We start from the raw sequence: 25,469 nt of genomic DNA, 5'->3' as shown, positions 1-25,469 counted from the left end.
GTTGGCGATCGCCGCGGACGGGGCGGTGATGCCGACCTCCCCGGCACCGCCCACCCGGTCACCGGCACCGGGCATGATGTGGATCTGGCAGTCCTTGGGGTAGTGCCGCATCCGCAGCCAGTGGTAGTTGGAGTAGCTGCCTTCCAGCGGAAGGCCCTGCTCGATGTGCAGACCTGCCGTCAGGGTGAGCGAGATGGCCTCGGCGACGCACCCCTGCATCTGGGCCTCCAGGCCCGACGGGTTGATCACCGTACCGATGTCGACCACCATGGTCAGCTTCGTGACGCGCGGGGCTTTCGGATCGCGGCCGTCGAGTTCGACGACGCACGCGGTGACGGTCCTGCTCTCCTCGTGGAATCCCACCCCCTGGGCGAATCCCGGAGGCATCTTCTTGCCCCACTCCGCGCGCCGGGAGACCTCGTCCAGCACCGCGGCCGCGGCGGGGTTCTTGGCGCATTCCTTGCGGTAGGCGATCGGGTCCTTCCGCAGCGCCACGGCGATCTCGTCGACGACGATCTCCTCGCTGGTGCGGGTCGTGGGGCAGTGCACGCTGCGGTAGGCCGAGGTCGGGATCCCGGTGGGCAGCTCGGTGAGAAGCTTGTCGTAGACGCCGAAGTTGTAGGGCGAGGAGACCATCAGCTCGAACAGCGCCTGGCTGTAGGCGTGCTTGCCCACCGTGGTCTTGGCCCCTGGGGGCAGCGAGGTCGCCACGTGAGTGAGGATCTCGCCGAACCCCGGCGCGACGTCGAGGGCGACGCCCGCGACGCGTTGCTCGTAGCTGATCACCTGACCGGCGAGGACGGTGGCGCGGATCTTGTGGTAATTCTGCGGGCGCTGCCGTCCGTGCCGCATGTCGTCGGTGCGGTGCCACATCAGCCGGACCGGGATGCCGAGTACCTGGGAGACCTGGGCCGCCTCGATCGCCGGTTCGAAGAAGCATTTGCGCCCGAACGCCCCGCCGGGCGGCACCACGTGCGCCGTGACCTTGTCCTGGGGGAGCCCCAGCATCAGCGCGATTTCCTGCTGGGCCACGAGCGGCGCCTGGAAACCGGCCCAGATCTCCGCGCTGTCGGGCCGGACGTCGGCGACCGCGCATTCCGTCTCCAGCGGAGCGTGGCAGGCAGGAGCCCAGTCGAACTCGGCCTCGATCGTCTGCGCGCCCAGCGGCGGCACGGCGAAGGGCGGCACCGTCTTCTTCAGTTTCCGCAGGATCGAGGCGTTGTCCTGGTCGTCGACCGGGCCGGGGCCGAATTCGACGTCGAGCGCGTTGACCCCGCGCCGGGCCTGCTCGATTGTGTCCGCCACGACGGCGACGCCGGTCCGGATGGGTACGACCCCGACGACTCCAGGCATCGCCTTGACCGCATCGGCGTTGCGCACAGCTCGCACCGTGCCCTTGATCGTGGGTGGGCGGCGCACCAGCGCAGGCTTGGCGCGGCCCAGCATGATGTCCATGACGAACTTCTTGCGTCCGGTGACCGCGTCCAGGGCGTCGGTGCGGCCCTGGCGGGTGCCGACGACTCTGCGCTCGCCCGGCGTCTTGGGAGCCACCGAACCGGTCGGCAGGTCAAGGGCGGCCGCGGCTTCCGACAGCGACGCGTAGGACGCGGTCCGGCCGTCCGGCGCGTGTACCGCCCCGTCCCCGGTGGTCAGCCCCGCGGTGTCGGTGCGCCAGGTCCGGGCGGCAGCCGCGATCAGGCGGGCACGGGCGATCGCCGCCATGGTCCGGACGTGGTCGTGAAAGATCCGGATAGTCGACGATCCGGCGGTGAGCTGGTTGAACAACAGCTCCGGCCGCGCGTCGGATACCGATACGTGCACTTTGCTCATCGGGAGGTCCAGCTCGTCGGCGATCATCATCGTCACGGCGGTGACGATGCCCTGCCCCATCTCCGTGCGTGGCAGGTCGAGGTGGGCCGTGCCGTCCCTGCCCAGCTGGAGCTGCACCAGCGGCAGCGTCGGGAGCGAGGCGTGGTGGAGCGCGTCCCCGACGTCATAGAGGTCCTCGATCGAGGGCAGGGACGGGACCGCGGCGGCCGCGTTCGCAGGCATCGCGGTGTCGGCCACCGCCCGGGTGGCGACCGTGAGCACTGGTGCGGCGACCAGGTAGGTCAAGAAGCGGCGTCGTCCGAGACCGGGTGAGGCGGTGTCCTGAATGCCGCCCCCCGATCCGGCCACGGCGAAATGCTCCTGTGCCATGACATCTCCCATCGCAGTGCTGATGTGAACGTGCTTTCTCGAGTGAGGAGAGACTGCGAGTGGACGGACGGTGTTCAGCCACCGCGGCGATCGGCGGGCGCCATGAACAAGCTCCGTTGCGTGTTCTCCTGTGCTCGGCGGTCATCATGGTGATCGTGTTGTCATGTGTCAATTGCACGCCGGTCGGAGTGGAAACGATATATATAGGTCACAGGGCTGTGACCTGCGTCAACAGCGCCGCATAGGTTCTTGAGCGGTCCGTGAGTCGCCCGATGGGGTGATACGTGTGCCGCAATCGCAACGGGCGGGACGAGCAGGTGTCACCTCGCGCTCGTCCACAGTGGATTGCTCCCAGGCCTGGTGCCGTGCTGCCCGCTGGGCTTGGATGTGCCCATGGACATTCACCACCTGCGGTCCTTCGTGGCGGTGGCCGAAGAGCTCCACTTCCACCGGGCCGCCGAGCGGTTGCACGTGACCCAGCCGTCGCTGAGCCAGCACGTCCGCCAGCTGGAGAAAGACCTCAAGACCACGCTGCTGGTGCGCACGACGCGGCGGGTCGAGCTAACCGCGGCCGGCCGGGAGCTGCTGGCCCGCGCGCGGCTCATCCTCGCCGCGATCGACGACGCGGTCCATGCGACCGAGCAGGCCGCGCTGGGCAAGCTGGGCCGGCTGACCGTGGGATTCACCGGGACGACGACCTACGAGCTGCTGCCCACTCTGGCCAAGATGTTCCGTGCGGACTCGCCGCGGGTCGAACTCGTGCTGCTCGGCGAGATGGTCACCCCGGTGCAGGTGGACGCCTTGCTGGCCGGATCGATGGATGTCGGGTTCCTGCGCCCGCCGGTCGACGAGCCGGAGCTGTGCCTCGATGTCGTCCGCCGCGAGCCGATGGGTGTGGTGCTGCCGGAGCGTCACCCGCTGGCCGCGCGGGCATCGGTTCGCCCGGCCGATCTCGCCGACGAGCCCTTTGTCTGCCATCCGAGCCGGTCTTCTGTGCACACCACGGTGTTGCGGACCTGTCTGGAAGCCGGGTTCGAGCCGCGGATCGTACAGGAGTCCGCGCAGACCTCGGTGGTGATGAGCCTGGTAGCCGCCGAGCTGGGAGTGGCGTTGTTACCCGAGTCGGTACGGCACGTCCACGTGACCGGCACCGTGTTCCGGCCGCTGCGTGACACCACGGCGCACATGGAGCTGGCGATGGCGTGGCGCCGCGCGCACGAGGACACCCCGCTGGTCCAGCGGTTCCTGCGGGTGGCACGTGCGGTCCTGCCACCATCCGTGCAGGTCGAAACTGATTGATCGGGGGTGCTGACCAATCGGCGTCGGAATTCCTATTTCTCTTATCAGTGGGCCGGTCGTAGCGTCGTCCGCACCACCGCATCGGGTGGCAGAGCGCACGGAGGGCGGAGACGTGACGGCGACAGATCCGAGAAATCTCCGGAACTGCCTGGGGCATTTCGCCAGTGGTGTCACTGTCGTCACCACCAGCAATCCGGTTGGCGGGGCGGCGGAGCCGCACGGCGCGACCGTCAATTCGTTCACCTCGGTGTCGATCGACCCGCCGCTGGTGCTCGTTTCCCTGGACCGCCGGTCGAAATTGAGCCGGCTCCTCGAGGACCGCCCATTTGTCATCAACATCCTGACGGCCGGGCAGCGGGATCTGGCGTTGCAGTTCGCCGGCCGGCCGACTCCTGGTCTGGTCGTGGACTGGGTGGAGGCCCCTTGTGGTCCACGGCTGGCCGGTTCGCTGGCCTACATCTCGTGCTCGCCGTGGCGCCGTTACGACGGTGGCGACCACGTGCTCTTTCTCGGTCAGGTCGAGGGATTCGAATTTTCCGGTGGCGAGCCACTGGTTTTCTTCCGGGGAGAGTTCCAGCAGGTCGAGGGTTTTCCGAACACGGTGTTCGCCCCCGGCGACATTCTGCACACCCCGGGCTGGGGCGGCGAAACCCCCTTGTTCCTCCCGCGGCGTCTCGGCGCCGAAGTCCGCTGATCCATTTCGTGCCACTTGCACTACAGAGAGGTAGTCATGAGCCAGGCAACTGTCGACAACGAGACCAGCACGACGTCCGCTCGTCCACTCACCGGCGAGGAGTACCTGGAGAGCCTGCGGGACGGGCGCGAGATCTGGATCTACGGCGAGCGCGTCAAGGACGTCACCACGCACCCGGCTTTCCGCAACAGCGCCCGGATGCTGGCCCGGCTCTACGACGCACTGCACGACCCGAGCCGCAACAGCAAGCTCGTGGTCCCGACCGACACCGGCAGCGGGGGCTTCACCCATGCCTTCTTCAAATCGCCCTACACCGCGGCGGACCTGCGGGCCGGTGCCGAGGCGAGTGCGGAGTGGGCGCGGCTGACCTACGGCTGGATGGGCCGCAGCCCCGACTACAAGGCCTCGTTCCTGTCGACACTGGGTTCCAACACCGAGTTCTACTCGCCGTTCCAGGACAACGCGCGGCGCTGGTACCGGGAGGCGCAGGAGAAGGTCCTGTACTTCAACCACGCCATCGTGAACCCGCCCGTCGACCGCAACAAGGGCCTCGACGAGGCGCGCGACGTGTACATGCACGTCGACGAGGAGACCGACGAGGGCCTGATCGTCAGCGGCGCCAAGGTCGTGGCCACGGGGTCGGCGCTGACCCACTACAATTTCATCGGCAACTACGGGCCGATGCCTATCAAGAGCAAGGACTTCGCGGCGATCTTCATCGTGCCCATGAACTCCAAGGGCCTGAAGCTGATCTGCCGCCCGTCGTACGAGTTCACCGCCGCCGCCGTGGGCAGCCCCTTCGACTACCCGTTGAGCAGCCGGCTCGACGAGAACGACTCGATCCTCGTCTTCGACCGGGTCCTCGTGCCGTGGGAGAACGTGTTCTGCCACGACGTGGAGAAGGCGAACAACTTCTTCGCCGGTTCGGGTTTCGTCTTCCGGGCGATGCTCCAGGGCTGTGTGCGCCTGGCGGTCAAGTTCGACTTCCTGTGCGGCCTGCTGCTCAAAGGCCTGGAGATGACCGGCACCGGCGAGTTCCGCGGCGTGCAGTCACGAGTAGGGGAGCTGATCGGTTTCCGCAACCTGTTCTGGAGCCTGGTCGATTCCATGGTGGACAACCCCACTCCGTGGGCGGACGGCACGGCCGTGCCCAATGTGGACACCGCCGGGGTCTACCGGCTGATGATGACCTACGCCTACCCGCGCGCCAAGGAGATCTTCGAGCAGGATCTGGGCAGTGCCCTGATCTACAGCAACTCCAACGCGGTCGACTGGCAGAACCCGGAGCTGCGGCCCTACCTGGACAAGTACGTCCGCGGCTCGGGCGGGCGCAGCGCCGAGGACCGGGTGAAGCTGATGAAGCTGATCTGGGACTCCATCGGCAGCGAGTTCGGCGGCCGTCAGGAGCTCTACGAGCGCAACTACTCCGGCAACCACGAGAACATCCGGCTGGAGACGCTGTGGGGTCAGATGCAGTCGGGACAGACCGACGCCTACAAGGCGATGGTCGACCGGTGCCTGTCCGAGTACGACACCCGCGGATGGACGGTTCCCGACCTGGTCAACTCCGACGACATCAACCTGTTCCGCAACGGCAGCCTTCGGCAGGGCTGAGATGAAGTTCCTGGTGCAGATGGACGTGCGCGTGCCCCACGACGCCGATCCGGGCAAGGTGGACAAGCTCAAGCTCGCCGAGCGGGACCGGGCGCAGGAGCTGCAGCGTGCCGGGACCTGGAGCCATTTGTGGCGGGTCGTTGGCCGGTACGCCAACGTCAGCGTTTTCGATGCGGACTCACACGAGCAGCTGCACGAGATTCTGTCCACCCTGCCGATGTGGCCGTACCTCGACATCACCATCACCCCGCTTACCCGGCACCCCTCGGCCCTGACCGACGACTGAACCGACGAAGGAAAGAACATGACGACGACAGAGCAGTCACAGTCACCGAGCGCGGCTGACTCCGGCGCGCGCGCCACCCAGGCGTTCCGGAGCGCAACGCACGAGACCGCCGGTGTGCCGGCGGAGCGGATCAGCGCCGTGGTGCAGGCCGTGCTTGACGGTGTGCACCAGGCGATCCGGGAGCACAAGGTCAGCTACGCTGAGTTCCAGGCGGCCAAGGCCTGGCTGATCCGGGTCGGGGAGAGCGGGGAATGGCCGCTGTTCCTGGACGTATTCGTCGAGCACGTCGTCGAGGAGGTCGCGAGCGAGCAGTGGCGTGGTAGTGCCGGCACGATCCTCGGACCGTACTACCTGCCGGGCCAGCCGAAGCTGCCTTCGGTGTGCGCGCTCCCAATGCGGTCGAACGAACCGGGCACCCCGCTGGTGTTCGCCGGGCAGGTGCGCGACATCGACGGCAACCCGGTCGCGGGCGCGGAGCTCGACATCTGGCACGCCGATGGTGAAGGGCAGTACTCCGGCTTCGCCCCGGGCATCCCGGACGGCAACCTGCGCGGTGTTGTCGTCGCCGACGGGGAGGGGCGTTTCGAGGTCACGACGATGCAGCCGGCCCCGTACCAGATCCCGACCGACGGGCCGACCGGAGCGCTCATCGAGGCGGCCGGCTGGCACCCCTGGCGTCCGGCGCACCTCCACCTCATCGTGCGTGCACCGGGGCACCGTCCGGTGACCACTCAGCTCTACTTCGCCGGCGGCGACTGGCTGGACACCGACGTCGCGCAGGCGACCAAGCCGGACCTGGTCCTGTCCCCTCGGCCACAGGAGGACGGCAAGCTGCGCGCGGAGTACGACTTCGAGCTCGAGCCGGTGCGGGACGGCCGATGAAGATCGAGAAGATCGAGGCGATCCCCTTCACGATCCCGCTCAAGAGCCCGACCGGCTTCTCACACGCCACGATCGCCGACGCCGAGCACGTCCTGATCCGGGTGCGCACCGACGACGGACTCGTGGGGCAGGCGGAGGCTCCCGCCCGGCCGTTCACCTACGGTGAGTCGCAGGAATCAATCGTGGCGGCGGTCCGCAAGTGGTTCGTGCCCGCGCTGACCGGGTTGGATCCGTTCCAGCGCGAAGTGGTGCGGGCCCGGATGGACTGGCTGGCCCACAACCACACGGCGCACGGCGCGATCGACATGGCCCTGTGGGACCTCATCGGGCAGGCGTGCGGCCAGTCGGTGCACCGGTTGCTCGGCGGCTACACCGATACCGTGCCGGTCACCCACATCCTGTTCGAGGGGACGCCAGAGCGGATGGTCGACGAGGCCGTCGCGATGCGGGAGCGGCACGGCTTCGGCACCTTCAAGATCAAGACCGGAGTGGATCCGCAGGCCGACATCGCGGCGATGCGCAAACTGCGGGCCGCGCTCGGCGACGACGTCGAGCTCTACATCGACTCCAACAAGGGCTGGACCAGCCAGCAGGCAGTGTTCCTGCTGCCGGTGATGCAGGAGGTGGGCATCACCATGCTGGAGGAACCCACGAAGGGCCTCGAACCACTGGCGCGCCGCCGCCTGGCGCGGCACACGAGCATCCCGATCCTCGGCGACGAGAGCGTGAGCAGGCTCGGCGAGGTCGCGATGCACGTGCTGGACGACCACTCCCAGATGATCAGCATCAAGACCGCGCGCACCGGGTTTACCGAATCGCAGAAGATCGTCGGCCTGTGTGAAGGGCTCGGCGTCGGCCTCGTCATGGGCAGCCAGATGGACGGCATGGTGGGCGCGCTCGGCACGCTCACTTTCGGCGCGGCGTTCCGCAGCACCGCGCGGCGGGCCGGGGAGTACGGCTACTTCATGAACCTTACCGACGACCTTCTCACCGATCCGCTCGAGGTCGTCGACGGGTGCCTTCCGGTCCGGGACCGGCCCGGCGTGGGCATCGAGATCGACGAGGACAAGCTCCGGCACTACCGGGTGGACCTCGGATGAGTTCCGCGCTACGGCACCGCGTCGACGGGCCCGAGGACGCCCCGGTGGTCGTCCTCGGCCCGTCGCTGGGCACGGACCTGACGTTCTTCGACGACCAGGTCCACGCCCTGAAGTCCCGGTGGCGGGTGATCCGGTTCGACCTCCCGGGACACGGCGGCTCACCGGCGCCGCCCGGCCCGTACTCGATCGCGGACCTGGCGGGCCGCGTACTCGACCTGCTCCGTGAGCTGGGCGTGGACCGGTTCGGCTACGTCGGGGTGTCCATCGGTGGCGCCATCGGGCAATGGCTGGGTGTGCACCACGCCGACGTCGTGACCAGCCTGGTGGTGTGCACCTCCGCGGCGCGGTTCGGCGACCCGCAGGCGTGGCGCGACCGGGCGGCCCGCGTGCGGCGGGAGGGGACGGATTGGTTGATCCCGTCCCGCCACGGCACGTGGTTCACCGCCGGGTTCGCGCGCCGCGATCCCGGTCGGGTGGCGTGGTTGCTGGACATGCTGCGCGGCACGGAGCCGGAGGGTTATGCGGGGTGCTGCGAAGCCATCGCCGGCTTCGACATCCGCGACCTCCTGCCCAGGATCACCGCGCCGACCCTGGTGATTGCGGGCGAGCGGGATCCAGCCACCCCGGTGTCGTCGTCACGGGAGATCGCGGGCGCGGTGCCCGGGGCCCGGCTCGTGGTGGTGCCGGGTGCGTCCCACCTGGCCAACGTCGAGCGGCCGGATGTGGTGGACCAGCTGATCAGCGAGCATCTGGAGGCGGGTGAGAACCGGTGCGACGCACTATCCCGGCTTTCTTGAACGCCGCCGCGCGCGAGCACCCGGACCGGATCTGGCTGCGTGCCGACGGACTGGAGCTGTCCTACGCGGAGGCCACCGCGGAGGTGGCGCACACCAGGGACCTGCTGCTGGACACCGGTGTCCGCCGTGGCGATCACGTGATGCTCACCGCCCGCACCGAACCGCGTTACCTGATCGCGTTGCTGGCGGTCACGGTCCTCGGCGGGACCGCGGTCCCGGTCAACCCGCGGAGCACGACGAGTGAGCTCGCGGGACTGCTGGCTCAGCTCGAGGCCGCGGGGCGGCTGCGGGCGATCGTGACCGATAGCGAACTGTGCTCTCGCTTCGACAACGCCCCGGCTCCGGTCGTCCTGGTGCGTGACCTTTCGCGGACCGGACGGGGTGGGCCGGTGGAGCTCTCCGGTGACGAGGTCGGCGAGGACGACATCGCGGTGATGATCCCGACCTCGGGCACGACGGGCAGGTCGAAGCTGGTGATGCAGACGCACCGCACCCATGTCCTCAGCGGAGAGGGTTTCGCCCATTGGATGGGGCTGGGGGCGGAAGACCGGCTGATGACGTGCCTTCCCCTGTTCCACACGAACGCACTCGCGTACTCGACGATGGGCTCGCTGGCGGCGGGAGCCGGGCTCGTGCTGCTTCCGCGCTTCTCCGCGTCGACCTTTCTCGACGCCGGGCGACGCCACGGCGCCACCTCCTTCAATGCCGTGGGGGCCATGCTGGCCGCGTTGCTGGCGCAGGCGAAAACCCCGCACGACGGTGACAACCCCTTGCGGACCTGCTACGCGGCACCGGCTCCGCCGGAACGGGAGCACCGCGAGTTCGAGCAGCGGTTCGGCGTGCGTCTGATCTGCGGGTACGGCCTGTCCGAAAGCACCTACGGGCTGGTGTGGCGTCCCGGCACCCGGCCCTTCGGGACCCTGGGCTGGCCCCGCCAGCACCCCACCCTGGGCGCGGTGAACGAGGTCCGTGTGGTCGACGAGGACGGGCGTGACGTCGAACCTGGCATCACGGGGGAGCTGCTGCTGCGGAACCCGACAGTCACGCGCGGCTATTTCGGGATGCCCGAGGAGACCGCGCAGGTGGTGCGAGATGGCTGGCTGCACACCGGCGATCTCGTGGCGTCCAGCCCGGACGGCACCTACCGGTTCGTGGCGCGGAAGAAGGAGGTCATCCGGCGCCGGGGCGAGAACCTGGCGCCCGCCGAGGTGGAGGAAATCCTGCTCCGGCATCCCGGCGTCGCCGATTGCGGGGTCGTGGGGGTTCCCGCGGGCCTGTCCGAGGAGGAGGTGAAAGCCTTCGTCGTGCTCGCCACGGGGGTGACGGTGCGGGAATTGCGGGACTGGGCGGCTGAGCATCTCGCCGCGTTCAAGGTGCCTCGGTTCTGGCAGGTCGTGCCGGAGATCCCGCGTACGCCGACGAACCGGATCGCACGTGGGGTGCTGGCGCAGGGGCTGCCCGGAAATGAGGTCGACCTCGCCCCGGTGGTCGTGCGGGAGGGCACATGACCGGGATTCGCTGCTACGGCACCTACCTGCCGGCCCACCGGCTGGCCCGGGCGGACATCGCGGCCGCGGTGGGGGAGTCGGCCACCGGGACCCGTGTCGTGGCCGGCCCCGACGAGGACAGCACCACCCTGGCGGTTGCTGCCGGTCATGCGGCACTCGGCGGCAGCCGGGATGTCGACGCGGTGTGGTTCGCCACCACCGCACCGGCCTACGCGGACAAGACGAACGCGGTTACGGCGCACGCGGCGCTCGGACTGCCGGACGCGGTAGGCGCGTTCGATCTGGGCGCGACTGTCCGCTCCGGCGCGGCGGCCCTGCTGGCGGCGAGCCGCGGGCCCGGTCTCGCACTGCTCTCCGACGTCCGGGAGGGGCACACCGGCGGCACAGAGGAACGCACATCGGGCGATGGTGCGGCAGCGTTCGTGTTCGGTGAGCACGACCTGCTTGCCGACCTGGTGGGCACGACTTCGGTCAGTGCCGAGTTCCTGGACCGGTGGCGCCGGCCGGGCGATACCGGAAGCCGCGGCTGGGAGGAACGGTTCGGCGAGGGCGAGTACTCCCGGCTGGCCGAACAGGCGTTCACCGACCTCCTGAAGCGAACCGGGATCGCGGCGACGGACCTCTCCGCGGTGGCGGTGTCCGGTCCCAACGCCCGGGCAGTCCGGACCACCGGCCGCTGGTTGCAGCGGCAGACCGGTGCCCTCGAACCGGGCACGGATCTGGCCGCGGCGGTCGGCAACACCGGAGCCGCCCATACCGGCCTCGTGCTGGCCGACATGCTGGACCAGGCCCGGCCCGGGGACACACTGCTGCTGATGTCACTCGCGGACGGAGCCGACGCGTTCCTGTTCCGCGCGACCGACCGGATCGTCACGGGCAGACCGCGGCCGCTGCGCGACGGCCTGGCATCCGGGAAAATCGTTCCGTACGCGACGTATTTGCTGTGGCGCGGACGGGTCGAGCGCGAACCAGCGCGACGTCCGGAACCGGTCCGGCCGTCGGCTCCGTTCGCGGCGCGCAACGCGGCGTTCAAGTTCGGCTTCGCCGGCGGTCGCTGCCGATCCTGCGGCACCGTGCAGTTCCCGGGCCCGCGTGTGTGCCTGCGCTGCCGGGCGATCGACGGGTTCGAGCCCGTGCCCGTGGCGGGACAGTGTGGCCGGATCGTCACGTTCACCGTCGACCACCTCGCATACAGCCCCAACCCGCCGACGATCAGCGCTGTCGTGGACCTCGACGCGGGCGGGCGCGTCCAGATCGAGCTCACCGATTGCGAGCCCGGCGAGATCGCCGTCGGCGATGCGGTGGAGCTGACCTTCCGGCGGCTGGGCACCGTCGAGGGCATCCACAACTACTTCTGGAAGGCACGACCGCGCTGATGGCCATTCATTCGCTGCGAGACCGGGTCGCCGTCGTGGCGATCAGTTGCACCCCCTTCGGCGAGCACTTCGGCAAAAGCGTCGACGACCTGATCATCGACGCCGTCACCGAAACGTGGGCCTCGGCCGGTGTTGACGCCGACGCGGTGGACGCATACTGGATCGGCACGTATCTGTCGGGTATCAGCGGCCTTACGTTGTCCCGGCCACTGCGGCTGGGTGGCAAGCCGGTCACCCGGGTCGAGAACATGTGCGCCACCGGATCGGAAGCCTTCCGCGCCGCCTGCTATGCGGTGGCGTCGGGTGCGGTGGATGTCGCGATGGCGGTCGGCGCCGAAAAGCTCAAGGACAACGGCTACTCGGGCTTGGTCGCACCACGGCCGCAGGACGACGGGACCCGTCTGTCGATCACGGCTCCGGCGAGTTTCAGCCTGCTCGCCCCCGCTTACCAGGCGCGCTACGGGGTGGATGAGGCGACGTTCCGCGCCGCGATGTCGCACGTAGCGTGGAAGAACCACGCCAACGGCGCCCTCAATCCCCGGGCCCAGTTCCGCAAAGAGATACCGGTGGCGACGATCGAGAGCGCGCCGAAGGTCGCGGGCCAGCTCGGCGTGCTGGACTGTTCCGGCGTGTCCGACGGCGCAGCCGCGGCCATCGTCGTTCGCGCGGAGGACGCCCACCGCTACACCGATCGCCCCCTGCTGGTGAAAGCGCTGTCGGTGGTCGCGGGCAACGGGGTAGGCACCCTGGACACCACCTACGACTACACGACGTTCCCCGAGGTGGTGGCAAGCGCGGCGGACGCCTACCGTCAGGCTGGCATCACTGACCCGCGCGCCCAGCTCGCCATGGCCGAGGTGCATGACTGCTTCACTCCCACCGAGATCGTCCTGATGGAAGACCTGGGTTTCGCTGGGCGGGGAACAGCGTGCAAGGAGGTCCTCGCGGGTAGCTTCGACCGGGACGGGACGCTGCCGGTGAACCCGGACGGCGGCCTGAAGAGCTTCGGCCATCCCGTCGGCGCCAGCGGTCTGCGCATGTTGTACGAATGCTGGCTTCAACTCCGCGGCGAAGCCGGCGACCGGCAGATCGCCACTGCCGGTCGCGGCCTCGCCCTGACCCACAACCTGGGCGGAGCGCCGGGCGATTGCGTGTCCTTCGTGTCCGTCGTCGGTACCGGGTAAAACGGCCCTGGGCGGTGGTTCAGGCGGCGTGCCGCGCGAGCTTGGCCTCCTTCTTGGACACGAAGGGGATCTCCGCGAACTCGAGTCGCATGCGAAGCTGGCGCATGACCCGGTCCAGGCGGATCAACGAGATCTGGGACATGGTGAAGAGGTGGTCGACGCTCCAGGGCCGGTCCGCGATGGCCAGCACGAAGGTCGACGGCGTCGCGATCGTCCGGTTCCGGTCGCGCGCCAGAACCTTCTGGCCGAGTTGCTGAAGCGCTTCGGGCTCCTCACGCAGCGATTCGGCAGCCGCGAGCGCCTGGGTGAACAGGTGACTGGCCGCCGTCGCCCGGCCGAGCCATTTCACGTGCACCAGTTCATCACCCGGTCCCACGATGTCGCAGAGCTCCAGGCGTGGATTGAACGGCGTCCGGGCGAAGTCCTGGTCCAGGCAAAGATATCCGGGCTGCCGGGCGACCTGCTCGCAGTAGCGGTGTTCGTCGTCCTGCGCGCCCGTGGGAAGCCACAGCGGGAACTGCAGATCAGAACGGTGCGTCAGGAGTTCGGTCACCTGGTCGCGGATCTGTTCCACGAAGCCTTCGCCGATGCGGAACCACTCACCCTGGTGGTAGCAGTAGCGTGCGTTGTCGATGGTCGTCTCGAAGGCGAACCACTTCCGCAGCGAGGTCGGGGTGCCCATGTCCGCCCGCCCGCTTGTGTCGAAGCACATGGCCACCTGTGCTTTGCGCAACTGATCGAGGCGCGCTGACGGGTCGATGGTCGCGAAGCGGTCCACCAGGTCGCCGAGCCCCTCGTGCGGGGCGAGGACCAGCGGTCCACCGCGGCCCAGCCGATTGACGCGGAAGGAGCCGGCGCTCTCGATGTCGCGGATCTCCGTGTTGGGCCAGGCCAGCGCGAGTGGGCCGGTGCCGGTCTCGCCACCGAGGGCGGCGGCGAGGCGGGCGCGCAACTGGGGGAGCAGGCGGTGATGCCGGTCGAGTTTCCGGGTCTGGGCGACGAAGCGGAGCGCGGAGTGTTCGTCGGGCTGGTCGACGATCCTTGTGAGCGCGGCGAGGTCTTTCACCAGTGCGTGCGCGCTGCTGGGAAGCGGAAGCGAGAGCGAGTTGCCGGCCCGCACCTGGTGCCGGCGGTGAGTCTCCGATTCGTAGGTGAGGTCGTCGAGGTTGGCCGACCCCGTGACCCTGGTGATCAACTCACCGAACGGCTCGAGCCGGAATCCGCCCAGATCGCTGCCACCGGGAAACGAGGTGAGACTCAACCGGGCGGACACGTCGAGGGCGGCGCTGGCGATCGACCCGAGCCGTTCGGTGTCGAGCCGCCGGATACCGAACATCAGGCCGAAACCCTGATCGACGAGGTCGTCCTCGATCAGCTGGTGACCGGAGCCGAAGGTGAGCGCGAAGACCCAGCGCCCGACGGGCACCAGCAGGACGGCATAGGGCTGCACGCCGGGCAATCCGGCGTCGTACCCGGTGAGCGACTGCACGTGATCGGCCCATTGTGGACGTTCGGTGTGCCTGGTGCCGACGAGCAGGTGGCCGTCGACGTCTCCGAGCCGGACGGACGCGTCGTACTCGACGCCGTCGGCCTCGGCGATGAGGTACTCGACGAGGCCGAGCCCGCCTTCGAGGCGGTAGACCGTGCAGGGTTGACAACTGGTGCGCGGTGGCATGTTCGCTCCACGAAAGATTCGCACGGTGCCGTCGCGCACTCACCTCTGGCGCGCCGCGCGAGAGGGCTCTAAGCTCGCAACGTCCCGTGCTTGGACTACTTGGACAAGGGTCATTCAGTTGGGGACACCACGCGGCTCCCTGCGCCAACAGGGAGCCGCGTCCTATCGCCCCATGCTGCGGCCGGGGCGTCTAGTCATGATGCGGTACGAGCACGCCCGTACCCGCTGGTAATGCTCGTGTCGCGGCGAGCGGCCGGAAATCGGCGGCGAACGGCGCACTGTCAGTAGCTCGGCCGATCAGCGGGGCGGTTCGTTTTCGCTGGATAGTGCGGTTGTCGTCATCAATGGTCACGCTCAGCTACGTTGAAGCGGGTACTGCCGCACTTCCACCAGAGCCGTTCATGCACCGAGGAGACGAAGCCCGGTGCGTCCACCGTTGCGTTCGTCTCCTCGGCTGCGCGATCGTTCGCCGGGCATCCGCCCGGTTACCTCAAGCTGTCCCGGTCGTGACGTCCTCCTTGGTGTCGCGGGCCGGAGCGTGCGTGAGCAATCCGCCCGTGACCCGGTCCGTCCATCGGCTCATGAAGAACACCAGGACAGCGGCCACGACGAAGAACGCGGACATGATGAGCAGTCCCCGGTCGGTAGATCCGGTCACGTCCTTGAGGACGCCGACGACGTAGGGCCCGGCCAGACCGCTGAGACTCGCGAGACCGTTGACCATCGCCAGTGCCACGGCAGCCAGGCCGCCCGCGAAGGCCTGAGCCTCCATGGTCTGGAATGTGGACAAGGAACCGAAGAAGCCGGCTCCCGCGAGGCTGATCCCCACGAGCGCGAGCACCGCGCTGCCGGTGGAGGCCGCGGTGACCAGGCCGGCCGCGCCAAGCAACTGCAGGATCGTCAGGTGCCAGGTACGTTCGCCGGTCCGGGTGACGCTCTTCGAGACCAGCATCATCACGATCGCCGAGAACACCCAGGGAATCGCCGAAACGAAGCCCGCTCCGGCGGCACCCAGGTCGAACCGCTCCCGGACGATGGTCGGGAGGAAGTAGGTGATCGCCCAGTAGCCGATCGTCATGCAGAAGTAGAGCAGGGTGAACATCCAGGCCGCAGGGTGCTTCAGAACGGCCGCCAGCTGCTTGAACTCGTGTGCGGACGCGTTCTCGCTCTGCACGCCGGTCTCGGCCAGGTACGCCTTTTCCGCGCCGGTGAGCCAGGGCACCTCGGCCGGGCGGTTGGGCAGCCGGAACCAGATGTAGATCCCGAGCAGGAGCGCGGGCAGACCCTCCAGGAGGAAGGCCCAGCGCCAGCCCGCGATCCCCAACACGCCGTGCAGTGACAGCAGCGCCGAGGTCACCACCGATCCGACAGCCAGGGCGATCGGGACGGCGAGGTTCATCATCGAGTAGGTCTTGGTGAGCATCCGGGGCGGGCACCACAGGGCCAGGAACAACAGGGCGCCAGGGGAGAAGCCGGCCTCCGCGATGCCCAGCATGATCCGCACGATGTAGAGCGTGGCCTCGTTCTGCACCACGCCCATCAGCATCGTGACCACACCCCAGGTCACCATGATGCGTGCGATCCATCGGCGTGCGCCGAACTTGGCCAGAGCCATGTTGGACGGAATTTCGAAGAAGCAGTATCCGATGTAGAACAGCCCGGCGGCGAGCCCGAAGGCCGCCGCGGTGAGGCCGAGGTCCTCCGACATCGGCCCGGCCAGCACTCCGATGTTGGCGCGATCGATGTAGGAGATGAACATCCCGAGCATGATGATCGGGATGACGCGCAGCAGCATCTTGCGGTAAATGCGGACCTCGATCTCGGGTGGCGCCGCCGCGCCCGCGGGATTCGTCATTGAATCGGTTTCCTTAACGTGAGAAGGGCTACCGGTCGGTGCGGTAGTAGTCGAGCTTCTTGCGGTCGATCTCGATGCCGAGGCCGGGACCAGGTCGCACCGCCATGGCGCCGTCGGCGATGCGCAGCGGTTCGGTCAGCAAGTCGTCTTCCATGTCGAGGTAGTTCGACAGTTCGGCGGCTTGACGGGACGTGGTGCGCTGGGACGCCCCGAAAGCCAGCGAGCAAGCGGTGCCGATTTGGCCGTCGATCTGGTTCCCGATGACGACCTCGACGCCGAGGCCCTCCGCCAGGTGCGCGACCCGCAGTGAGTCGGAGAAGCCGGTGCGGGCCGTCTTGATGCTGACCCCGGTGGCGGCCCCGGCGAGGAGCTCGCGGGTGACGTCGGCCGGGGTGGGTGCACTTTCGTCCGCCACGAACGGGATCGTGGACTGCTGCACGAGCCAGCGGCGCCCGAGGACCTCGTCGGCTGGGCAGAGTTCCTCCACCCTGGACAGTCCTATGTCAGCGAGTTCGCGCAACGCCGTCGCGGCTTCCGAGGGAGGCCAGCCCCGGTTGCCGTCGAGATAGAGCTCCGCGTCGCCACCGACCGCGTCGCGGATCGCACGGCACACGGCGATGTCCAGCTCGATGGGCAGACGTCCGACTTTGACCTTGAACGAGGTGATGCCGTACTCGTCGCGCACCCGGAGCGCCTCGTCGGCCATCCTGGCCGGGTCGTCGAACCCCAGCATGTGGCTGACTCGCAGGTGGTCGGTGTACCCGCCGAGCAGCTCGTGTACCGGCCGCCCGGCGGTCCTGCCCCACGCGTCCCACATCGCCATGTCGAGCGCGGCCTTCGCGGTGGGGTTGCCGACCGTGCGGGCCAGCTTGGCGCGAACCTGCTCGCGGGCGAGCAGCGGCAGCCCGCGAATGGCCGGGGCGAACAGCGAATCGATGACGGCGACGATGGAGGCCTGCGTTTCGCCGTAGGTGTAGGGCCGCGGCGGAGCCTCGGCGACGCCGACCACGCCGTCGGAGGTCTCGACCTCGATCAAGACGTTGTCCAGAACGTCGATGTGCCCGCTGGCGAAGTGCAGTGGTTTGCGGAAGGGAATGGCGAACGGGATGGCCCGTACGTCGGTGATACGCATGGGAAGCGTGCCCCGCTCAGTCGAGGTAAGTCCGGATGATTTGGCTGTCGTCGGCGTCCAGGAGCCCCAGGTCCGCGGCGCGCCGGTATTGCTGCTTGGCGGCCTTGAGCAGTGGGACGTGAGCGCCGTGGGCCTCGGCCTCCTGCTCGGCCAGGCCGTTGTCCTTGGCCAGGATCGCCAGGCGGGTCAGCACGTCGGGCTCCTCGCCGAGATGGGCCATGCGGGGACCGCGCTCGTCGAAGAACCACGACGCGCCGGAACCGCCGCTGATCACGGCGACGGTTTTGACGGGATCAAGGCCGAGTCTGGTGGCCAGGGCGATCGCCTCGGCTGCCGCGACCAGGTGGATAGAGCTGCAGACCTGGTTGACCACCTTGGTGGCCTGGCCGTCTCCGGGGTGGTCGCCGACCGGGGACACGGTGCCAAGCACGGACAGCAGTGGTGTCAGCGCGGTGATCGTCTCAGGGGATCCCGCGGCGAGGAATCGCAGCGTGCCGTTCTCCGCGCCCGGAACACCTCCAGTGACCGGGGCGTCGAGGACGGCCGCGCCTGCGTCGGCGAGCAAACCGGCGGCCTCACGCCCGGCCTGAGGACCGACCGTGGACGAAATGATCCAGGTCTCACCGTCGGCCCGTCGTCCGGCCGTCGCGGCTTTGGCGGTATCGAGCAGCTGCTGACCGGTCGCCACGAGCACGAGGACGACGTCGCGCTCCGGCACGACGGAGATGGCCTCGAATGCAGAAATCCCATGCCGGCCGGCCCGTTCCCGGGCCGCGGGGCTGGGGTCGACGGCCAGCACGGCGTGGCCGTGGCTCGCCAGGCGCCGGGCCATCGGCAAGCCCATCGCGCCGAACCCCACCACCGCCACGGTGGAGGACTGCAGATCGGTCATCGAAAACTCACTCCCTCGGTCGGCGAGCTGCTGTGCCCGCCGAGTTCAAGGGGTAGCTAACGACGTGGATCTTTCAATGTCCAACACGGAATTCGGAAGCGTTGATATCGTACCCGTATAAGTCTGGGGTGGGCAGAGCCGTCTCGCCGACTTCCAGGACGCGCTTCAGGGCGGACGACGTGTTGTCGGTCCGCCAGGCCAATGCGGCGAACATGTGGCTCGGTCCGGTTCCCTCGATCGGCTTGTAGACGATGCCGACCGTCTGGACCGGGCAGACAGAGCTCAGCGTGATCGTGACGCCTGCGCCGGCGGCGACCATCGCGAGCACGGTGGAGGAGTCCGGGGCCAGCTGGGAGATCCGCGGCGGGAATCCCGCCGACCGGCACATGCTGTGCATGGTGGCGCGCAGGATCGATCTGCTGTTCTCGGGCAGGCTCACGAACCCGTCGTCGCGGAGGTCCTCCAGTCGTACGCTGTCGTTCCCGGCGAGCCGGTGACCTTCCGGCAGGGCGCAGAGCACCTGTTCGACCTCGACGATGCGATGGCTGAGCTCGGGATGGGTGACCGGACCGCGCACGAAGGCGAGGTCGAGGTCCCCCGAGACCAGCAGGTCGAACGCGGTGTAGACGTAGGTCTGCGACTGCAGGACGAGTTCGATGCCCGGATGTGCCCGCCGCACGGCGTTGGCGAGCAGGGGGAGCGAGCGCTGGCTCGATGCTCCGGCGAAGCCGATGCGGACGCGCCCCTCCTCGCCCGACACGATCGCGGACGCCATCTCCCGCACTGCGGCGACCTGGTTGAGCGCGCGCCGGGCCGGTGTCAGCAGCCGGATGCCCGCGTCGGTGAGGCTCACGTTGCGGGTGCTGCGCTGGAAGAGCTGCAGGTGGAGCTCCTTCTCGAGTTGGCTGATCCGGTTGCTCAACGGTGGCTGGGCCATGTGCAGCCGGGCCGCCGCCCGGCCGAAGTGGAGTTCCTCGGCAACGGCCACGAACGCCTCAAGATCCCTCAGATCCATACGGTGAGCGTATCAGTTTGGATTAGATTGGTATTGGATCAATAAGGCTTCTCGGGGCAGCATGGCTGGTGCACGCGAATGACGGAAGGACCCACATCGATGAAGCTGCGCCTGCACCACGTCAACGTGGTCTCGGACAACATGGAGGAGCTGCACGGCTTCTACCGCGACGTTCTCGGCCTCGAGATGGCCCCGCTGCCCCCGATGATCGAGCACCTGGGGCACCAGAACGACCGCACGGAGTCCGAGGACGACGGCAAGTGGAACGCCAACGTCGCGTTCTTCAACGCCAGCGGCCAAGACGAGTTGCAGATCCACGCGGGCCGTCGCCAGGCCTACCTCGGCGCTCGGATGGGGCACGCCATCAACCCGTTGCTGACCGGGCACTTCGCGTTCCGCACCGATGACCTGGACGCGGTGCGCAAGGAGCTGACCGAGGCCGGCATCCCGTTCTCGGACTACGGGGAGTGGGCCGTGAAGGACTGGGACCAGATCTTCCTGACCGATCCGGCCGGCAACGTCATCGAAATCCACCAGATCCTGTCCTGACGTCGCGGGAGCGCCCGCGCGAGATCGAAAGGAAGACATCGCGATGCCGCGCTGGCGCTCCCGCCCGCCTGGCTCGACCTGGGGTGATTTCGGGCCGGACGACGTGCTGGGACGGCTCAACCTCATCGGGCCGGAGCAGGTCCGCAAGGGAATTGCGGAGGCGCGGGAGGGCCGGGTGTTCAGCCTGTCGCTCCCACTGGACGTCCCCGGGGGGACTGTGCTGAACCCCAATCGGTATCCGCCCGTGGTGCGCCCCTCGTTGCGGGCGGGCGCGGTGAACTTCAACTGCGACATGGCCGTCGCGATCCCCGGTGCCACCGACGTCATGAGCGACGACCTGGTGGTGCTGCACACCCAGTACTCGACGCAGTGGGACGCCTTCGGCCACGCGGGAGCCGTCTTCGACGCCGATGGCGACGGTGTTCCCGAGCGGGTCTACTACAACGGCTGGCGCGCCGGCACCGACGTCGTGGGACCATCCTCGCCGGATTCGGCGGGGCTGGAGAGCCTGGGCTCGCTCGACGGAGCGGACGAAGGGCGCGCATCGACTTCGGATGCCGGTCCGGCCGACATCAGCCACATGGCCCGGCACGGCGTGCAGGGTCGCGCGGTGCTGGTCGATCTCGAGGCCCACCTGGGCGCAGCTCGGACGGTCGTCGGCTTCGATGTTCTCGCTCAGGTGCTCGACGCCGACGCCGTGACGGTGGAACCCGGTGACATAGTGGTGCTGCACACCGGTTTCGCCCGGGAACTGCTCGCGCGAAACGGCCGCCCGACCCCCGGATCCGTCAACGTCTGCGCGGTCCTCGACGGCGCGGATCGCGATCTTCACGACTGGATCCGGGACAGCGGCGTGGCCGCGATCGCCGCGGACAACTACGCCGTCGAAGCCTTCCCGCCCACCCGCGAACCTCGCGGGACTCCAGCGTTGCCCCTGCACGAGCTGTGCCTGTTCCGGCTCGGCGTCCATCTCGGAGAGCTGTGGTGGCTCTCCGAGCTTGCCACCTACCTGCGGGAGCGAAACCGTTCACGGTTCCTGCTCACCGCACCACCGCTGCGGCTGCCCGGCGCGACCGGGTCGCCCCTTACTCCGATTGCGACGGTGTGAATTGCCTGCTCCCGAACGACTCCTCGTCACCGGCGGTGCCTCCGGCATCGGCCACGCGATCGCGGAGGAGGGTCTGACCCGCGGCTGGGACGTGGTCGTCGTGGACCGCGATCCCGCGCCCGCGGGCAAGAGCGTGGTCGCGGACCTGTCCGACCGTGACTCCGCGGCCGCCGCGCTGGCCGAGGCGCTCGCCGGCGGGCCGATCACGCGCCTGGTCAACAACGTCGGTGCCGTGTTTCCCGCCCGGCTGCGCGACCAGACCCTGGACCAGGTCGATGCCGCCTACGCGCTCAACCTGCGTTGCGCGGTGCAGTGCACACAGGCACTGCTGCCCGGGATGACCGATGCCGGCTTCGGCCGAGTCGTGAACGTGGCTTCGCGGGCGGCGCTCGGTAAGACATTGCGCACCGCTTACGCCGCTTCGAAGGCCGGGCTGATCGGGCTTACGCGTACTTGGGCGCTGGAACTGGGACCGCTGGGCGTGACGGTGAATGCGATCGGGCCCGGTCCCATCGCGACCGAGCTGTTCACCAGGGCCAACGACGCGCGGCGGACCAAGCAGATCGTCGACGCGGTACCGGTCCGCCGGATCGGGACGCCGGACGACATCGCCCACACCGCCGGATACCTGCTCGACGACCGCGCGGGCTTCGTCAACGGCCAGGTCGTCTACGTGTGCGGCGGGCTCACCGCGGGGGTGTCCCCGGTATGAGGGCCATCGTGAAAACCAAGCCGGAGGCCGGGTTCGAGTTCGTCACGGATCACCCCGAACGAGGAATCGCCGCGGGGGAGGTGCGCATCGAGGTCGCCGCCGCATCGCCATGCGGCACCGATCGCGAACTGGTCGGCTACACCGCCGCGGCCGAGGCGTTCGGACTCGACCTTCCGGTGGTGCTCGGTCACGAGGTCGCCGGAACCGTGGTGGAGACCGGGCCAGGAGTGCGGACACTGCGGATCGGTGACCGCGTCGCCCTGGAGTCCCACATCGCCTGCCGTACCTGCTATCACTGCCGGCTCGGCGAGGGGCACAACTGTTTGAACATGGCGCTGCTCGGTTTGCACGTCGACGGCGGGTTCGCCGAGCGCATGGTCGCGCCAGAACACGCCTGCTTCCGGTTGCCCGACGAGGTGCCGGTCGAAACCGGTGCGCTGTTCGAGTCCGCCGGCGTGGCGGTGCACGCTACCTTGCGCGGCGGGATGAACCTGGCGGGCCGGTCGGTGGTCATCGCCGGTGCCGGGCCGATCGGCCTCGCGCTCGTGCAGATCGCGAACGCCTCGGGAGCTCGGCGGGTCGCGGTCATCGAGCCTAACACCTTCCGCCGTGGATTCGCCGAGTCATTCGGCGCGATCGGGCTGGACGCGAACGCTGCGGCGGCCGAGTGGTGTTCGGCCGACGCAGCGGACCGTCAGGGGTTCGACATCGGCTTCGACTGCACCGGTGCTCCCGGCGCGCTGGACCTCGTCCTCCAGTCGTTGCGGAGGGAGGCGACGGCGGTCTGCGTCGGCGTGCCCAAGCAACCGTTCTCACTCGATGTCACCCGGTTCCTGATCAAGCAGGGCATCACACTCAAAGGCAGCTTCGGGCGCTCCCTGTGGCAGACCTGGGACATCCTGAGCGCGCTGGTGTCGCGGGGACGGCTTGACCTCGGCGCGCTCGTCACGCACCGGCTGGACCTGACGGATTTTCAGGAGGCGATCGACCTGCAGAGCGGAGACGCCGGCAAGGTCTTGCTCATCCCGTCTGGAACCCCAGCTCGGCGTTAACCTTGCGGCAGGCCATGGGGACGGGGATCCACAACGCGACATGCAGCTCGCCGCCCTGCCACACCGCCATGAGAACCTCGGGCAACCGCGCGATCGCCACATCGTCCGCGGCCGTGTCCGGAATCGGAGCCGGACCATGCAATGGGTCAGGCGCGCGACGTTGCCCGGCCCGCCGACCAGCGGCAGCAGTCGCTCGGCGAAATCCGTCAGAAGTCCTTGTCCCCGCAGTCAGCCGGCTGATGTGCAGCGCCAGGTAGAGCACCTCGTCCTGATCGACGATCCAGCCACATCGTTCGCGGAGAATTCGACCGACGTGGTCGGCGCAGGCGACTTCACGAGAGTGGCTGGTACGCAGGCTTTCCCGGAGGAGGCCGAAGGTATCCCCCTCGGCCGGCCCCCGCTGTTGCCGCCTCGCGAAGTAGCGGAGGTGGGTGATGAACCGCGCCACCTCGAGCGAGTCCTCGTCGAGGTCGAGTCCGAAGAAACGCCCGGTCTCGGTCAGCACGACGGTGAGCACCTCGGTCAGCTCGACCGCCCTCGACAGGTCCGGGGACTCGAACTGAGCGTTCACGAAGTGCAGTGCCAGCGGGGTCACCTCCGCGTCGGGCAAGCGCACGCCGAGACGTTCGTCCACCAGAGCTATCGGCCGCCGGCTGACCGCGACCTCGTCCGGGTAGAGGTGAAGCGTCGCTGGGGTCGCTCTACGCGGGGTAGACGCAGGCGATGTTGGGTGCGGGCCCGGTGCGGGCCGTGGGCAGGCGCTCGTGGCACAGCACCATCGCGCGCGCTTGCGCGACCAGCCATGTGGTGGTTGCGCTGGTAGGCCTCCGAGAGGGTGCCGCGTCCGGGCAAGCCGAGGGCGGCTCCGTGCAGGACCATCATGTTCTGCTCGTTGATGGTGAGCCAGTAGTTCACCTTGCCGCCGTACTCCCGGAAGAGAATTCCAGCGTAGCGGACGAACGCTTCGACCGTGTCCCGGGAGTTCCACCCGCCACGGTCTCCCAGGCCGGCGGGAGGTCGAGTGGTACAGGGTGACGATGGGCTCGATGCCGCGAGCGAGCAGTTCGACGATGAGCTGGTGGTAGAGGGTGATGCCTGCCGCACTCGAGGTGGCCGTCGCCGTCGGGGGACGATCCGGGTCCACGCGATGGAGAACCGGGAGGCCCGCAAGCCCAGCTCGGCGAAGAGTGCCACGTCCTCCTTGAACCGGTGGTAGTGGTCGGCGGCTACGCGGAAGTCGGAAGTTCCTTCGGGAAGGTGACCCGGGTGTCCTGAACGCACCCTTGTCGTCGGCATCGCAGCCGCCCTCCACCTGGTAGGCCGAGGTCGAGGCACACCACAGAAATGCCGGTGGGAACGTCTCGTTCGTCACGGTGCCAGCACCAGGAGGATCTGGTCTTCGCGCACTTCGGCCGACGCGGTGGTACGCACCTCGGAGTAGCCCGCGGTAGAAGTGACGAGAACGACGGTGACCGGGTCGAAGCCGTCGGCGCGGATCGCGTCCGCGTCGATCGAGACCAGGAGATCACCGGCGTGGACGTGGGCTCCTTCCGTCACCGATGGTGTGAAATGCCTTCCGCCGAGCTTGACGGTGTCGATTCCCACGTGGATGAGGAACTCCACGCCGTCGTCGGTCCGCAGACCGAACGCGTGCGAGAGGGCGGTGATCGCGTCCACGGGCGCGTGCAGGGTCCCTGCGGCGGGGACCACGCCTGGCACCTGGTCCCACCGCACCCGAGGAAAACACCGCGTCCGCCAACGCTTCGAGAGGAACGACGCGGCGGGCGACCGGCGTTCTGACGGCGGGGTACGACGTTGGTCTTCACGTGTTCGACCAGCTGCTTGATCTGTGATGGAGTGGGTTCGTCGAGACGGCGGTGTCCCCAGTGGGTGTCGATGCGGTTCCAGTAGGAGCCGTAGACCCGGCGGGTGCCGTCGGTGACCGCGGCCGAGACGATCGAGATGTACTCGGTGAAGGTGGGCACCGGTTCCCGAGTGACGGGCGTCGTGAGGAGGTCCTCCGGGGATGGGCCCATGCAGGTCAATAGCAGGCGCGCGGCGTCCAAGCCTGCTGAGGACGGTGTCGTCATGAGGGATCACCGCCCAGTACCTCGGTGTGGCGCTGGGCGAGGAGGTCGTCGAGCGCTGCGGGCGGGTGGACGATGAGCAGGTCCCGCTGGGAGCCGGTGACCAGGAGGACGCGGTCTCCGGGTATCAGGCGGCAGCCGTCGGGGCGACAATCTGACGGGAATCAGTGGCCACGAAGGTGCGAGAGGGCGTGCTCATGCGATTCTGCCGTCACATGTGCGCTGCTCGCCCTCGGGATCGGCGTGGGGCGTCGAGGGCGCGAGCCGGGCGGGCGAACGAGCCCATTTCGCGCTGGCGGTGGGTGGCATCGGCATGCGAAACACGACGACGTCCTCGTGGGCGATGAGGTGCAGGGGCAGGCCGGCGTCGCGTTGTTTGCGGATGAAGTCGCGTTGGAAGAAGCTGCCGCGAGGCACCAGGTCGGTCTCGGCGGCGCGGGCGAGCAGCGCGAC

At 68.5% G+C, this 25,469-nt stretch carries 22 protein-coding genes and 3 pseudogenes; 14 read left to right on the top strand and 11 right to left on the bottom strand.

Going from position 1 to position 25,469, the window contains the following annotated elements; translation table 11 throughout:
• Positions 1 to 2,199, bottom strand: a 2,199-nt coding sequence (locus tag ABZ215_RS35785; protein WP_354954847.1) for a molybdopterin cofactor-binding domain-containing protein, incomplete at its 3' end; no start/stop codon positions are given.
• Between the two features lie 393 nt (positions 2,200 to 2,592).
• On the opposite strand from ABZ215_RS35785, the gene ABZ215_RS35780 reads away from it, so the two are divergent.
• The 10 genes from ABZ215_RS35780 to ABZ215_RS35735 all read left to right on the top strand — a co-directional run bounded on the left by ABZ215_RS35780 (position 2,593) and on the right by ABZ215_RS35735 (position 12,939).
• Positions 2,593 to 3,498: a LysR family transcriptional regulator gene (locus ABZ215_RS35780; protein ID WP_354954845.1), complete on the top strand. Its 906-nt coding sequence runs from the start codon at positions 2,593 to 2,595 to the stop codon at positions 3,496 to 3,498.
• A 112-nt stretch (positions 3,499 to 3,610) separates the two neighbouring features.
• Entirely contained in the window at positions 3,611 to 4,192 is a 582-nt protein-coding gene (locus ABZ215_RS35775; protein WP_354954843.1) for a flavin reductase family protein, read from the top strand.
• Between the two features lie 36 nt (positions 4,193 to 4,228).
• Positions 4,229 to 5,806: a 4-hydroxyphenylacetate 3-hydroxylase N-terminal domain-containing protein gene (locus ABZ215_RS35770; protein WP_354954841.1), complete on the top strand. Its 1,578-nt coding sequence runs from the start codon at positions 4,229 to 4,231 to the stop codon at positions 5,804 to 5,806.
• Between the two features lies 1 nt (position 5,807).
• Positions 5,808 to 6,092: a muconolactone Delta-isomerase gene (gene catC, locus ABZ215_RS35765; protein WP_354954839.1), complete on the top strand. Its 285-nt coding sequence runs from the start codon at positions 5,808 to 5,810 to the stop codon at positions 6,090 to 6,092.
• A gap of 18 nt (positions 6,093 to 6,110) precedes the next feature.
• Positions 6,111 to 6,974, top strand: coding sequence for a catechol 1,2-dioxygenase (catA, locus tag ABZ215_RS35760; RefSeq protein WP_354954837.1), 864 nt, complete (start codon positions 6,111 to 6,113; stop codon positions 6,972 to 6,974).
• Complete coding sequence (locus ABZ215_RS35755; protein WP_354954835.1) at positions 6,971 to 8,074, top strand: enolase C-terminal domain-like protein; 1,104 nt, start codon at positions 6,971 to 6,973, stop codon at positions 8,072 to 8,074. The genes catA and ABZ215_RS35755 overlap by 4 nt, the downstream gene beginning before the upstream one ends.
• Positions 8,071 to 8,871: a 3-oxoadipate enol-lactonase gene (gene pcaD / locus ABZ215_RS35750; RefSeq protein WP_354954833.1), complete on the top strand. Its 801-nt coding sequence runs from the start codon at positions 8,071 to 8,073 to the stop codon at positions 8,869 to 8,871. Before ABZ215_RS35755 ends, pcaD begins: the two co-directional genes overlap by 4 nt.
• Complete coding sequence (locus ABZ215_RS35745) at positions 8,868 to 10,379, top strand: AMP-binding protein (RefSeq protein ID WP_354954831.1); 1,512 nt, start codon at positions 8,868 to 8,870, stop codon at positions 10,377 to 10,379. The genes pcaD and ABZ215_RS35745 overlap by 4 nt, the downstream gene beginning before the upstream one ends.
• The gene (locus ABZ215_RS35740; protein WP_354954829.1) at positions 10,376 to 11,755 is read left to right on the top strand and encodes an OB-fold domain-containing protein; all 1,380 of its coding nucleotides are present in this window, start codon (positions 10,376 to 10,378) and stop codon (positions 11,753 to 11,755) included. Before ABZ215_RS35745 ends, ABZ215_RS35740 begins: the two co-directional genes overlap by 4 nt.
• The gene (locus ABZ215_RS35735) at positions 11,755 to 12,939 is read left to right on the top strand and encodes an acetyl-CoA acetyltransferase (protein WP_354954827.1); all 1,185 of its coding nucleotides are present in this window, start codon (positions 11,755 to 11,757) and stop codon (positions 12,937 to 12,939) included. The genes ABZ215_RS35740 and ABZ215_RS35735 overlap by 1 nt, the downstream gene beginning before the upstream one ends.
• A 19-nt stretch (positions 12,940 to 12,958) precedes the next feature.
• Here ABZ215_RS35735 and ABZ215_RS35730 read toward each other — a convergent pair whose 3' ends face one another.
• The 5 genes and pseudogenes from ABZ215_RS35730 to ABZ215_RS35710 all read right to left on the bottom strand — a co-directional run bounded on the left by ABZ215_RS35730 (position 12,959) and on the right by ABZ215_RS35710 (position 19,508).
• A complete protein-coding gene (locus tag ABZ215_RS35730) occupies positions 12,959 to 14,653 on the bottom strand; it encodes a TIGR04141 family sporadically distributed protein (RefSeq protein ID WP_354954825.1) in 1,695 nt (564 codons plus the stop codon).
• A 451-nt stretch (positions 14,654 to 15,104) separates the two neighbouring features.
• A complete protein-coding gene (locus tag ABZ215_RS35725) occupies positions 15,105 to 16,469 on the bottom strand; it encodes an MFS transporter (protein ID WP_354954823.1) in 1,365 nt (454 codons plus the stop codon).
• 28 nt (positions 16,470 to 16,497) lie between these two features.
• Positions 16,498 to 17,601, bottom strand: coding sequence for an enolase C-terminal domain-like protein (locus tag ABZ215_RS35720; RefSeq protein ID WP_354954821.1), 1,104 nt, complete (start codon positions 17,599 to 17,601; stop codon positions 16,498 to 16,500).
• A gap of 16 nt (positions 17,602 to 17,617) precedes the next feature.
• Positions 17,618 to 18,502 (bottom strand): annotated as a pseudogene (locus tag ABZ215_RS35715) (NAD(P)-dependent oxidoreductase); the annotation flags it as partial.
• 64 nt (positions 18,503 to 18,566) lie between these two features.
• Positions 18,567 to 19,508 carry a LysR substrate-binding domain-containing protein gene (locus tag ABZ215_RS35710; RefSeq protein WP_354954819.1) on the bottom strand — a complete coding sequence of 314 codons (942 nt, stop codon included), beginning with the start codon at positions 19,506 to 19,508 and terminating at the stop codon, positions 18,567 to 18,569.
• 99 nt (positions 19,509 to 19,607) lie between these two features.
• On the opposite strand from ABZ215_RS35710, the gene ABZ215_RS35705 reads away from it, so the two are divergent.
• The 4 genes from ABZ215_RS35705 to ABZ215_RS35690 all read left to right on the top strand — a co-directional run bounded on the left by ABZ215_RS35705 (position 19,608) and on the right by ABZ215_RS35690 (position 22,929).
• A complete protein-coding gene (locus tag ABZ215_RS35705; protein ID WP_354954817.1) occupies positions 19,608 to 20,057 on the top strand; it encodes a VOC family protein in 450 nt (149 codons plus the stop codon).
• A 175-nt stretch (positions 20,058 to 20,232) separates the two neighbouring features.
• Positions 20,233 to 21,165 (top strand): cyclase family protein, encoded by a 933-nt coding sequence (locus ABZ215_RS35700; protein ID WP_354954815.1) that lies wholly within the window; start codon positions 20,233 to 20,235, stop codon positions 21,163 to 21,165.
• 1 nt (position 21,166) lies between these two features.
• Complete coding sequence (locus ABZ215_RS35695; protein ID WP_354954813.1) at positions 21,167 to 21,877, top strand: SDR family oxidoreductase; 711 nt, start codon at positions 21,167 to 21,169, stop codon at positions 21,875 to 21,877.
• A complete protein-coding gene (locus tag ABZ215_RS35690; RefSeq protein ID WP_354954811.1) occupies positions 21,874 to 22,929 on the top strand; it encodes an alcohol dehydrogenase catalytic domain-containing protein in 1,056 nt (351 codons plus the stop codon). Before ABZ215_RS35695 ends, ABZ215_RS35690 begins: the two co-directional genes overlap by 4 nt.
• Here the strand turns inward: ABZ215_RS35690 and ABZ215_RS35685 are convergent.
• The 5 genes and pseudogenes from ABZ215_RS35685 to ABZ215_RS35665 all read right to left on the bottom strand — a co-directional run.
• On the bottom strand, positions 22,898 to 23,563 hold the full coding sequence (locus tag ABZ215_RS35685) for a PRD domain-containing protein (RefSeq protein WP_354954851.1): 666 nt from the start codon (positions 23,561 to 23,563) through the stop codon (positions 22,898 to 22,900). The genes ABZ215_RS35690 and ABZ215_RS35685 overlap by 32 nt on opposite strands.
• A 5-nt stretch (positions 23,564 to 23,568) precedes the next feature.
• Positions 23,569 to 24,225, bottom strand: coding sequence for a family 1 glycosylhydrolase (locus ABZ215_RS35680; protein ID WP_354954849.1), 657 nt, complete (start codon positions 24,223 to 24,225; stop codon positions 23,569 to 23,571).
• Positions 24,221 to 24,301, bottom strand: a pseudogene (locus ABZ215_RS35675) (family 1 glycosylhydrolase); the annotation flags it as partial. The gene ABZ215_RS35680 and the pseudogene ABZ215_RS35675, both read right to left, overlap by 5 nt.
• The gene (locus tag ABZ215_RS35670) at positions 24,298 to 24,639 is read right to left on the bottom strand and encodes a PTS glucose transporter subunit IIA (RefSeq protein ID WP_354954809.1); all 342 of its coding nucleotides are present in this window, start codon (positions 24,637 to 24,639) and stop codon (positions 24,298 to 24,300) included. The gene ABZ215_RS35670 and the pseudogene ABZ215_RS35675, both read right to left, overlap by 4 nt.
• A 572-nt stretch (positions 24,640 to 25,211) precedes the next feature.
• Positions 25,212 to 25,469, bottom strand: a pseudogene (locus ABZ215_RS35665) (site-specific DNA-methyltransferase); the annotation flags it as partial.

This window comes from Amycolatopsis sp. NPDC006131, from assembly GCF_040614175.1.
In the GTDB taxonomy this organism is placed as follows: Bacteria; Actinomycetota; Actinomycetes; order Mycobacteriales; family Pseudonocardiaceae; genus Amycolatopsis_E; species Amycolatopsis_E tucumanensis.
Note: the sequence above shows the minus strand (reverse complement) of the source record. Positions and strands in the feature narration are given on the sequence as shown.